The sequence below is a fragment of the Salmonella sp. SAL04157 genome (genome assembly GCF_046551635.1).
In the GTDB taxonomy this organism is placed as follows: domain Bacteria; phylum Pseudomonadota; class Gammaproteobacteria; order Enterobacterales; family Enterobacteriaceae; genus Salmonella; species Salmonella enterica.
On record NZ_JBGDVS010000008.1, the window covers coordinates 84,259 to 95,544 of the forward strand.

An 11,286-nucleotide genomic window follows, 5' to 3' on the forward strand; every position below is an offset into this window, starting at 1 on the left:
GCATACTATGTGTAATATTGACGACTCAATGATTTTAAACTACCGGCCTTTGACAGGCCGACACAGGATACCTGATAGTGGGTATCGAAGACAAAATGTTTTGAACGTTGTCCCTCGCAGTTGTTGTTTTGCACAAATTTTTTAAATTTTATATGTGAAGTTGAGGTAGGCCATGTCGACACCGGATAATCGCTCCGTAAATTTTTTTAGCTTATTTCGCCGGGGGCAACACTACGCGAAGACGTGGCCGATGGAAAAACGGCTGGCGCCCGTTTTCGTCGAAAACCGCGTCATTCGTATGACGCGCTATGCCATACGATTTATGCCGCCTGTCGCCGTCTTTACATTATGCTGGCAGATAGCGCTGGGCGGTCAGTTAGGTCCGGCCGTGGCGACCGCCCTGTTCGCCCTGAGCTTGCCTATGCAGGGATTATGGTGGTTAGGGAAACGTTCCGTGACGCCGTTGCCGCCTTCAATCCTTAACTGGTTTTACGAAGTTCGCGGTAAATTGCAGGAGGCTGGACAAGCGCTGGCGCCGGTAGAAGGAAAGCCGGATTACCAGGCATTAGCTGACACGCTTAAGCGCGCCTTCAAACAACTGGATAAAACTTTCCTGGATGATTTGTAATTGACCCCGGATTACGCATATAAAAGAAGGCATACCAATGCCTTCTTTTTTTCATCGCTATAGCGTGATACAGGAGTTCAAAATGGAAATGACCAACGCGCAACGTCTGATTTTGTCTAACCAGTACAAAATGATGACGATGCTCGATCCCACCAACGCCGAGCGTTACCGTCGCTTACAAACAATTATTGAACGCGGCTACGGCCTGCAGATGCGCGAGCTGGATCGCGAGTTTGGCGAGCTGACGGAAGAGACCTGTCGTACCATCATCGATATTATGGAGATGTACCATGCGCTGCACGTCTCCTGGACCAACCTCAAAGATACGCAAGCCATCGACGAACGTCGCGTCACCTTCCTGGGGTTTGACGCCGCGACGGAAGCGCGTTACCTCGGCTATGTCCGTTTTATGGTGAATATAGAAGGACGCTACACTCACTTTGACGCCGGGACGCACGGCTTTAATGCCCAGACGCCGATGTGGGAAAAATACCAGCGGATGTTGAATGTCTGGCATGCCTGCCCGCGTCAGTACCACCTGAGCGCGAATGAAATCAATCAAATCATTAATGCCTGAGGAGGCTCGCGTGCAGTGTAAAGGTTTTCTGTTTGATCTGGATGGAACGTTGGTTGACTCATTACCTGCCGTCGAACGCGCGTGGTGTAGCTGGGCCGATCGTTTTAACCTTGCTCATGATGAGGTGCTGGGCTTTATTCATGGCAAACAGGCGATCACCTCGTTGCGGCATTTTATGGCGGGTAAATCGGAGGCGGAAATTGCCGCTGAGTTTACGCGCCTGGAGCAAATAGAAGCCACTGAAACCGCAGGGATCACCGCGCTGCCGGGGGCAGTCGATTTACTCAATCACCTGAATAAAGCGGGCATTCCGTGGGCTATCGTCACCTCCGGTTCAATGCCGGTCGCGCGTGCGCGCCATCAGGTCGCGGGCCTTCCAGCGCCAGAGGTGTTTGTCACCGCCGAACGAGTCAAACGCGGCAAACCGGAGCCGGATGCGTATTTGCTGGGCGCACAACTGCTTGGCCTGGCCCCTCAGGAGTGCGTCGTAGTAGAAGATGCCCCGGCTGGCGTGCTGTCCGGACTGGCTGCGGGCTGCCACGTCATTGCGGTCAATGCGCCGGCCGACACGCCGCGTCTGGCGGATGTTGATTTTGCGTTGGATAGCCTGACGCAATTATCGGTCGCTAAACAACCAAACGGCGATGTGGTGGTGTTAAGAAAGACCTGATCATGATATCGCCCCGCTTTGGCGGGGCATATTTATGGCAGAATCTCGTTATCTTCTCATCTGACAAGGATATGTTGTGAACGGTGAATTGATTTGGGTTCTCTCTTTACTGGCGATTGCCGTCGTGTTGTTTGCGACGGGCAAAGTACGTATGGATGCGGTGGCTTTATTCGTCATTGTTGCTTTTGTCCTTAGCGGTACCTTGACCCTTCCGGAAGCCTTCTCCGGCTTTAGCGATCCGAATGTCATTCTTATCGCCGCCTTATTTATTATTGGCGACGGCCTCGTGCGCACCGGCGTTGCTACGGTGGTCGGTACCTGGCTGGTTAAAATGGCGGGCAGCAGTGAAATCAAAATGCTGGTTTTATTGATGATCACTGTCGCCGGACTTGGCGCTTTCATGAGTTCAACCGGCGTGGTGGCGATTTTTATCCCCGTTGTTCTTAGCGTTTCTATGCATATGCAGACCTCGCCTTCGCGCCTGATGATGCCGCTGAGTTTTGCCGGGCTTATCAGCGGAATGATGACGCTGGTGGCGACGCCGCCGAACCTGGTGGTTAACAGTGAACTGCTGCGTGAAGGCCTGCACGGGTTCAACTTTTTTAGCGTGACGCCGCTGGGGGTAGTGGTGTTGGCGCTCGGCATTGTTTATATGCTGGTGATGCGCTTCATGCTAAAAGGCGATGCGCCCGGACAACAGGCCGGTAAGCGGCGCACTTTCCGCGATCTTATCCGCGAGTACCGTCTGACGGGGCGCGCTCGCCGTCTGGCGATTCGCCCCGGTTCGCCGATGGTGGGACAGCGACTGGACGACCTTAAACTGCGCGAACGTTACGGCGCCAATGTCATCGGCGTTGAACGCTGGCGGCGCTTTCGGCGGGTTATCGTCAATGTGAACGGCGTATCGGAGTTTCGCGCTCGCGACGTTCTGCTGATTGATATGTCGGCGGCGGAGGTTGACCTCAGAGAGTTCTGCGCCGAGCAACTGCTGGAACCGATGGTATTGCGAGGAGAATATTTTTCCGATCAGGCGTTGGATGTCGGGATGGCGGAAATTTCGCTTATTCCGGAGTCTGAACTGATTGGCAAGTCGGTGCGTGAAATCGCCTTCCGTACACGTTACGGGCTGAATGTGGTCGGCCTGAAACGTGACGGCGTCGCGCTGGAAGGGTCGCTGGCCGATGAGCCGTTATTGATGGGCGATATCATTCTGGTCGTGGGGAACTGGAAGTTAATCAGCCTGCTGGGGCAAAAAGGCCGCGACTTTGTGGTGCTGAATATGCCGGTCGAGGTCAGCGAAGCCTCTCCTGCGCACAGCCAGGCGCCGCACGCCATTTTCTGCCTGGTACTGATGGTGGCGCTGATGTTGACCGATGAAATTCCCAACCCGATCGCGGCGATTATCGCCTGCCTGCTGATGGGAAAATTTCGCTGTATTGATGCTGAAAGCGCGTATAAAGCGATCCACTGGCCGAGTATTATCTTGATTGTGGGTATGATGCCGTTTGCGCTGGCGTTGCAAAAAACCGGCGGCGTCTCTCTGGTCGTGCAAGGGTTAATGGATATCGGCGGCGGCTATGGGCCGTATATGATGCTGGGATGCCTGTTCGTGCTGTGCGCCGTCATAGGACTGTTCATTTCTAACACGGCAACGGCGGTGCTGATGGCGCCGATTGCGCTGGCGGCGGCGAAATCGATGGGGGTGTCGCCCTATCCGTTTGCGATGGCGGTGGCGATGGCGGCCTCCGCCGCCTTTATGACGCCGGTTTCATCGCCGGTCAATACTCTGGTTCTGGGGCCGGGAAACTATAGCTTTAGCGATTTTGTGAAGCTTGGCGTGCCGTTCACGCTTATTGTGATGGCGGTTTGTATTGTGATGATTCCGATGTTGTTTCCGTTTTAACCCCAGACAGGAAAAGGCCTGATGGCGCTGCGCTTATCAGGCCTACGGGAAGAACGGTAGGCCGGATAAGGCGTTAGCCGCCATCCGGCAACTAAAGCGGTGAATCCTGGCTTATCTCGTCAAGAGAAAGATGGAAACTTGGTACGAACACCGCCATAAAATAGTCCATCTCCTGGCTGCGACGTAATTCCAGCGTTTTTTCCAGCCGCGTTTTTGCCAGGCCAAACTCATTGTTTCCCGCCGATAGCTCCTCCAGGCATTTCAGGTAGGCGCAAAGCGCATCGGCCTGTTTTACGATTGCCTGTTCTTCTTCGCTCCAGGCATTCTCATCAATAAGCGGTGCGAAAATATCGCGCAATTCATCCGGCGCCATATCAACCAGCTTTTGCTGGGCGATTTTTTCGATCGCTTTATATTCCTGGGCTATCTGGGAATTAAAATATTTTACCGGCGTCGGCAGATCGCCGGTCAGTACTTCCGAGGCATCATGATACATCGCCAGAAGCGCGATGCGTTCAGCATTGAGCTGACCGCCAAATTTACGGTTTTTTATCGCCGCCAACGCATGGGCGACCATCGCCACCTGCAGACTATGTTCGGAGACGTTTTCCGTACGCACGTTACGCATCAGCGGCCAGCGGTTAATCAACTTCATGCGGGAGAGATGGGCGAAAAAATGGCTCTGCTTCATAGATTACCTTTTGTTTTCACTGCGGCAGACTTCATTGTGCGGGGAGGGAGATGAAGATGCAATTCAGGCTACCGAAGTAGCCTGAATTTAAGATTATTGATGGTAACCTGAGAGGAAACGCCCAAAACGGTTGATGGCCATCTCCAGGTCATCTTCACGCGGTAGCGTCACAATGCGGAAGTGATCCGGCCACGGCCAGTTAAAGGCGGTACCTTGCACCAGCAGCACCTTTTCCTGTAGCAGGAAGTCCAGCACCATCTTCTGGTCATCGTGAATATTAAAACGTTTAGCGTCGATCCTGGGGAACATGTACAACGCGCCGCGCGGTTTTACGCAGGAAACGCCGGGGATATCGTTAATCAACTCCCAGGCGCGGTTACGCTGTTCATACAGTCGGCCGCCCGGCAGAATAAATTCGCTAATGCTTTGATAGCCGCCGAGCGCGGTCTGAATAGCATGTTGCGCCGGGACGTTGGCGCACAGGCGCATTGAGGCTAACATCTCCAGTCCTTCAATATAGCCCTTCGCATGTTTTTTCGGCCCGTTCAGCACCATCCAGCCCTGGCGGAAGCCGGCGACGCGATAGGTTTTAGACAACCCATTAAAGGTGATGGTCAGCAGATCAGGCGCCAGTGCGGCGATAGAGTGATGCTCGGCATCGTCATAGAGAATCTTGTCATAAATTTCATCGGCGAAGATGATGAGATTATGCTCGCGCGCAATGTTGACAATTTCCATCAACAATTCTTTAGAATAGACGGCGCCAGTAGGGTTGTTTGGATTAATAATGACAATACCACGCGTACGTGGGGTGATTTTGGCGCGGATATCGTCAAGGTCCGGGAACCAGTCGGAAGATTCATCGCAAAGATAATGTACCGCCTTGCCGCTGGAGAGCGATACCGCCGCTGTCCATAACGGATAATCGGGCGCGGGAACCAGCATTTCATCGCCACTGTTAAGCAATGCCTGCATCGCCTGAACGATCAGCTCGGAAACGCCGTTACCGATATAGATATCTTCCACGGTTACATCGCGCATTCCACGGGCCTGATAATGCTGCATAATTGCTTTACGGGCGGAATAAAGCCCTTTCGAGTCGCAATATCCTTGCGCCGTCGGCAAATTACGAATGACATCGACCAGAATTTCGTCCGGCGCTTCGAATCCGAAGGGGGCGGGGTTGCCGATATTCAGTTTAAGAACTTTATTACCTTCTTCCTCAAGGCGTTTCGCTTCTTTCAGAACGGGGCCACGAATGTCATAACAGACATTTTCGAGTTTGCTGGATTTTTCAATGGGGGACATGAATCTTGACCTTTTAGCTGTTATTGCCACTCCCTGCCGTGGAAGTCAGCACGAAACAATGTACTCCCACGACGGTGAGTTTTGAAGAGTGAACAGAAGAAGATTTTGTTTATTTTTAACGCGCTTTCGTACTGTTTAAAACTTCATAAAATCATTTGGTTAGATGCATTTTCTATTTTTGTCTGTATGTATAGTGTTTTATTCTATGTGATTGCGCGTAATGTGGTTTTTTATGTTGTTAGAAATTATCTGTTTTATGAGAGATAAGCATTCATCATTAGTGTCGCGCTGGCTATTTCGGAAATACTGAGTATTAAAGGTAAAATGAGAAGGTTAGACCTTTCCGGCGGCGGAGGGTGTGAAACTATTGTTAAGTATAATTAATGAATGGTAGAAATCTTAATTAATTATTATTTAATATTTAAAAAGCATTTACTAAAGTCGTAATAATATCTTTCTGGTCCGATTAGTATAACATATCCCAGGTTAAGATTATTCGTAATAATACTTATAAATATAGCGGTTTTAGGTTAAGATAATGATCCGAAACGGGGGCGTAGTCTGCGTTGTCTGCTAATTTTCATGACGCGATTTCATACATAACCTATTGTTCAATATATTGTTTTTGTATCTGTGCGTCTCGGTAAACTATTTGACGCTTGTTACAAGATTTACACGTCCATCATTAGCAGAAATCTGTAGACGCCTAAAGGTATGACACATTCTCTTTGATATATCCCGATCAGTTGCATTTGGTATTATATCAGTAAGTAAGAGAAGTGTTTTGGTCGTATTTTCAATTACATTCTAACATTTACCTGGGTAACCAGGCGGTACTGCGAAGGATGCACATTACAAATGGAATTGCTTGTTTCTGAATGCACAGCATTAACCAGGTCAGCCCGATATGACCCGCCAGTAAGTGAAAAATTATGATAAATGCAAATCGTCCGATAATTAACCTCGATCTCGATCTGCTGAGAACGTTCGTGGCCGTTGCCGATCTGAACACCTTCGCCGCGGCGGCGGCGGCGGTATGTCGTACTCAGTCTGCGGTCAGTCAGCAAATGCAGCGTCTTGAGCAACTCGTGGGAAAGGAATTGTTCGCCCGCCATGGTCGTAACAAACTTTTGACCGAACACGGTATCCAGCTTCTGGGGTACGCCAGAAAAATCCTGCGTTTTAATGATGAGGCGTGTTCATCATTAATGTTCAGTAATCTTCAGGGAGTGTTAACAATCGGCGCTTCTGATGAATCAGCTGATACTATCCTGCCTTTTTTGCTTAGCCGAATCAGCTCGGTTTATCCGAAACTCGCGCTTGATGTACGGGTAAAACGCAACGCCTATATGGTGGACATGGTTAAATCGCAGGAAGTAGATTTGGTGGTGACGACTAACCAACCTCATTCGCTGGACTGTCTGAATTTGCGGACCTCGCCCACCCATTGGTATTGTGCGGCTGAGTATGTTTTGCAAAGGGGAGAGCCCGTACCATTAGTCCTGCTGGACGATCCCAGCCCATTCCGCGATATGGTGCTGGAGACGCTAAATGCAGCGGGTATTCCCTGGCGGCTGGCCTATGTGGCGTCTACATTACCGGCGGTACGCGCGGCCGTTAAAGCCGGTCTTGGCGTAACGGCTCGACCTGTCGAAATGATGAGTCCCGACCTTCGCGTGCTGGGCGCCGCAGACGGATTACCGCCTTTGCCGGATACGGAATATCTGTTGTGCCGCGATCCCAATAGCCAGAACGAGCTGGCGATGGTGATTTTCCATGCGATGGAAAGCTATCAAAACCCATGGCATTACAACCAGTTTTCTGCAGAGGGCGGAGATGATCCGCTGATGGTGGAAGGGGGTTTTGAGTAGCTCGCAGGCAAAAGGCGCTAAGTCGTAAATGTAAAAAAGAGCCGCTGGCGATGAAAAAACGCTCAGTGGCTCTTTTTTTGTGCCCATCTGTACGCGCTTAACCGCACAAATTGTAAAAGTTGCGGTAAATCAGCCAGTAGCGATTCGCAGTTCAATGTGGGTAAAAAATAACCAGAACATTCATTTTATGAATTTGCATGTTAAAAAACTAGAGAAATTGTTGCTGTTTTAGGGGGTGAATTAACAAAAGCGTGTCACAGATCAAGAAAATACTCCCATTTAGGGGGAGGCATCTTCACAAATTCCTGTCAAAATAGGTGTGTGTTATTTCTTTTGCTTCACAACGGACACGATTCAACAACATAAAATCCCCCCTGGTCGAAGAGTCATTTTCTCCAGGATGGCACTTAATGTTAATGATGATGAATTGATGTAAATTAATGTGAAGGAACTTTTGTTAAAGTTGACAAAAGGTTATAGAAAGGAGTAAAAAACCACATCAATTAGCTGTTTTTATCATTTTCTACAGTAATTGTAGGGTTTTTTTTATTCCTCCCCATGAATCGATGTGGCGCCCATCTGCCGTAAAGAGCAGAGAAACTGGCGCTACTTTTGATGAGTAAGCAATGAGTATGTCAACATCCACTGAAGTCATCGCTCATCACTGGGCATTCGCTATCTTTCTTATCGTTGCCATTGGCCTGTGCTGCCTGATGCTGGTAGGCGGTTGGTTTTTGGGCGGTCGCGCACGCGCGAGGCACAAGAACGTTCCGTTTGAATCAGGTATCGACTCGGTCGGCACCGCCCGCTTACGCTTGTCTGCCAAGTTTTACCTGGTAGCCATGTTCTTCGTTATCTTCGACGTTGAAGCGCTGTATCTGTTCGCATGGTCGACTTCTATCCGCGAAAGCGGCTGGGTTGGCTTTGTGGAAGCTGCAATTTTTATTTTTGTGTTACTGGCTGGTCTGGTTTATCTGGCGCGTATTGGCGCGTTGGACTGGACGCCCGCGCGTTCACGCCGCGAGCGTATGAACCCGGAAACGAACAGTATCGCTAATCGTCAACGCTAACCGCGAGGCATTAAGATGGATTATACGCTCACCCGCATAGATCCTAACGGTGAGAATGACCGTTACCCCCTGCAAAAACAGGAGATCGTAACTGACCCCCTGGAGCAGGAAGTTAACAAAAACGTGTTCATGGGCAAACTGCATGACATGGTTAACTGGGGCCGTAAAAACTCAATTTGGCCCTACAACTTCGGCCTTTCTTGCTGCTATGTAGAGATGGTGACCTCTTTTACCGCAGTGCATGACGTCGCCCGTTTCGGCGCGGAAGTGCTGCGTGCGTCGCCACGTCAGGCTGACCTGATGGTGGTGGCCGGTACCTGCTTTACCAAAATGGCCCCGGTTATTCAGCGTCTGTATGACCAAATGCTGGAGCCAAAATGGGTCATTTCTATGGGCGCCTGCGCCAACTCCGGCGGCATGTACGATATTTATTCGGTAGTGCAGGGCGTTGATAAGTTTATCCCGGTGGATGTGTATATCCCTGGCTGTCCGCCGCGTCCGGAAGCGTATATGCAGGCGTTGATGCTGCTGCAAGAATCGATTGGCAAAGAGCGCCGTCCGCTCTCATGGGTGGTGGGCGATCAGGGCGTGTATCGCGCCAATATGCAGCCAGAACGCGAACGTAAACGCGGCGAGCGTATTGCCGTCACGAACCTGCGTACCCCGGACGAGATTTAATTTGCGCCTGTCGGCAGCAGCACTTCACTTCGCTAACCACTATTTTAATAGCGCGAAGCACTGCCGACCACCACGGACCATTTGCAATGGTGAACAATATGACCGACTTAACCGCGCAAGACGCTGCATGGAGTACCCGCGATCATCTTGATGATCCGGTTATCGGCGAACTGCGCAACCGTTTTGGGCCGGATGCCTTTACCGTTCAGGCGACCCGCACCGGTATCCCCGTTGTTTGGGTCAAGCGTGAACAACTACTGGAGGTTGGCGATTTCTTAAAGAAACTGCCGAAACCTTACGTCATGCTGTTTGACTTACACGGCATGGATGAACGCCTGCGTACGCACCGTGACGGGTTACCCGCCGCGGATTTTTCCGTTTTCTACCACCTGATTTCCATTGAGCGTAATCGCGATATCATGCTCAAGGTGGCGTTGTCTGAAAACGACCTGCGCGTGCCGACCTTCACTAAACTTTTCCCTAACGCCAACTGGTACGAGCGTGAGACCTGGGAGATGTTTGGTATTGATATCGAAGGCCACCCGCACCTGACGCGCATCATGATGCCGCAAACCTGGGAAGGCCATCCGTTGCGTAAAGATTATCCGGCGCGCGCGACCGAATTCGACCCGTTTGAGCTGACCAAAGCCAAGCAGGATCTGGAGATGGAAGCGCTGACCTTTAAGCCGGAAGACTGGGGGATGAAGCGCGGGACTGACAACGAGGACTTTATGTTCCTCAACCTCGGCCCGAACCACCCGTCTGCGCACGGTGCGTTTCGTATTATCTTGCAACTTGACGGCGAAGAAATCGTCGATTGCGTGCCGGATATCGGCTATCACCATCGCGGCGCCGAAAAAATGGGCGAGCGCCAGTCCTGGCATAGCTACATTCCCTATACCGACCGTATCGAATACCTCGGTGGTTGCGTCAATGAAATGCCGTACGTGTTGGCGGTAGAAAAGTTGGCAGGGATCACCGTCCCGGATCGTGTGAACGTCATCCGCGTGATGCTCTCCGAACTGTTCCGCATTAACAGTCATCTGCTGTACATCTCGACCTTTATTCAGGACGTCGGCGCGATGACGCCGGTCTTCTTTGCCTTTACCGACCGGCAGAAAATTTATGACCTGGTGGAAGCCATTACCGGTTTCCGTATGCACCCGGCCTGGTTCCGTATCGGCGGCGTCGCGCACGACTTGCCGCGCGGTTGGGATCGCCTGCTGCGAGAGTTCCTTGAGTGGATGCCGAAGCGTCTGGACTCTTACGAGAAAGCCGCGCTGCGTAACACCATTCTGAAAGGGCGTTCGCAGGGCGTTGCCGCTTACGGCGCGAAAGAGGCGCTGGAGTGGGGCACCACCGGCGCAGGGCTGCGCGCGACCGGGATCGACTTCGACGTGCGTAAATGGCGTCCATACTCTGGCTACGAAAACTTTGACTTTGAAGTGCCGGTGGGCGGCGGTGTTTCCGACTGCTATACCCGCGTGATGTTGAAAGTGGAAGAGCTGCGCCAGAGTCTGCGCATTCTTCAGCAGTGCCTCGATAACATGCCGGAAGGCCCGTTCAAAGCGGATCACCCGCTGACCACGCCGCCGCCGAAAGAGCGCACGCTGCAACATATCGAAACCCTGATCACCCACTTCCTGCAGGTCTCCTGGGGCCCGGTGATGCCGGCGCAGGAGTCCTTCCAGATGGTGGAAGCGACGAAGGGGATTAACAGTTACTACCTGACCAGCGACGGCAGCACTATGAGCTACCGTACCCGCGTGCGCACGCCGAGCTTTGCGCACCTGCAGCAGATTCCCTCGGCGATCCGCGGTAGCCTGGTTTCCGACCTGATTGTCTATCTGGGTAGTATCGATTTTGTTATGTCAGATGTGGACCGCTAAT

Annotated in this window: 11 protein-coding genes; 9 read left to right on the forward strand and 2 right to left on the reverse strand. The window is 51.6% G+C overall.

The features are described from left to right. Window positions 1–172 precede the first annotated feature (172 nt). From yfbV to ACLJRE_RS17280, 4 genes are all read left to right on the forward strand, one after another. Window positions 173–628, forward strand: coding sequence for a terminus macrodomain insulation protein YfbV (gene yfbV / locus ACLJRE_RS17265; RefSeq protein ID WP_000106617.1), 456 nt, complete (start codon window positions 173–175; stop codon window positions 626–628). 82 nt (window positions 629–710) lie between these two features. Next, window positions 711–1,205, forward strand: a complete 495-nt coding sequence (locus tag ACLJRE_RS17270) for a YfbU family protein (RefSeq protein WP_000426135.1) — start codon at window positions 711–713, stop codon at window positions 1,203–1,205. Then, on the forward strand, window positions 1,198–1,875 hold the full coding sequence (locus ACLJRE_RS17275; RefSeq protein ID WP_001555201.1) for a sugar phosphatase: 678 nt from the start codon (window positions 1,198–1,200) through the stop codon (window positions 1,873–1,875). Before ACLJRE_RS17270 ends, ACLJRE_RS17275 begins: the two co-directional genes overlap by 8 nt. Window positions 1,876–1,951: 76 nt before the next feature. Beyond that, window positions 1,952–3,778: an SLC13 family permease gene (locus ACLJRE_RS17280; RefSeq protein WP_001012861.1), complete on the forward strand. Its 1,827-nt coding sequence runs from the start codon at window positions 1,952–1,954 to the stop codon at window positions 3,776–3,778. Window positions 3,779–3,869: 91 nt separating this feature from the next. On the opposite strand, the gene yfbR is transcribed toward ACLJRE_RS17280, so the two are convergent. Together yfbR and alaA are read right to left on the reverse strand one after the other, a co-directional pair. Next, on the reverse strand, window positions 3,870–4,469 hold the full coding sequence (gene yfbR / locus ACLJRE_RS17285; RefSeq protein WP_000813882.1) for a 5'-deoxynucleotidase: 600 nt from the start codon (window positions 4,467–4,469) through the stop codon (window positions 3,870–3,872). A gap of 93 nt (window positions 4,470–4,562) precedes the next feature. Beyond that, on the reverse strand, window positions 4,563–5,777 hold the full coding sequence (gene alaA / locus ACLJRE_RS17290) for an alanine transaminase AlaA (RefSeq protein ID WP_000074540.1): 1,215 nt from the start codon (window positions 5,775–5,777) through the stop codon (window positions 4,563–4,565). Between the two features lie 932 nt (window positions 5,778–6,709). Here alaA and lrhA point away from each other — a divergent pair. The 5 genes from lrhA to nuoC all read left to right on the forward strand — a co-directional run bounded on the left by lrhA (window position 6,710) and on the right by nuoC (window position 11,285). Continuing rightward, window positions 6,710–7,648: a transcriptional regulator LrhA gene (gene lrhA, locus ACLJRE_RS17295; RefSeq protein WP_000606288.1), complete on the forward strand. Its 939-nt coding sequence runs from the start codon at window positions 6,710–6,712 to the stop codon at window positions 7,646–7,648. 79 nt (window positions 7,649–7,727) lie between these two features. Then, complete coding sequence (locus ACLJRE_RS17300) at window positions 7,728–7,880, forward strand: hypothetical protein (RefSeq protein WP_001121022.1); 153 nt, start codon at window positions 7,728–7,730, stop codon at window positions 7,878–7,880. A 394-nt stretch (window positions 7,881–8,274) separates the two neighbouring features. Further along, window positions 8,275–8,718: an NADH-quinone oxidoreductase subunit NuoA gene (gene nuoA, locus ACLJRE_RS17305; protein WP_000062993.1), complete on the forward strand. Its 444-nt coding sequence runs from the start codon at window positions 8,275–8,277 to the stop codon at window positions 8,716–8,718. Between the two features lie 15 nt (window positions 8,719–8,733). After that, on the forward strand, window positions 8,734–9,396 hold the full coding sequence (nuoB, locus tag ACLJRE_RS17310) for an NADH-quinone oxidoreductase subunit NuoB (protein WP_000386728.1): 663 nt from the start codon (window positions 8,734–8,736) through the stop codon (window positions 9,394–9,396). Window positions 9,397–9,482: 86 nt separating this feature from the next. Next, the gene (gene nuoC / locus ACLJRE_RS17315) at window positions 9,483–11,285 is read left to right on the forward strand and encodes an NADH-quinone oxidoreductase subunit C/D (RefSeq protein ID WP_000247855.1); all 1,803 of its coding nucleotides are present in this window, start codon (window positions 9,483–9,485) and stop codon (window positions 11,283–11,285) included. The last annotated feature ends 1 nt before the right edge of the window (window position 11,286 follow it).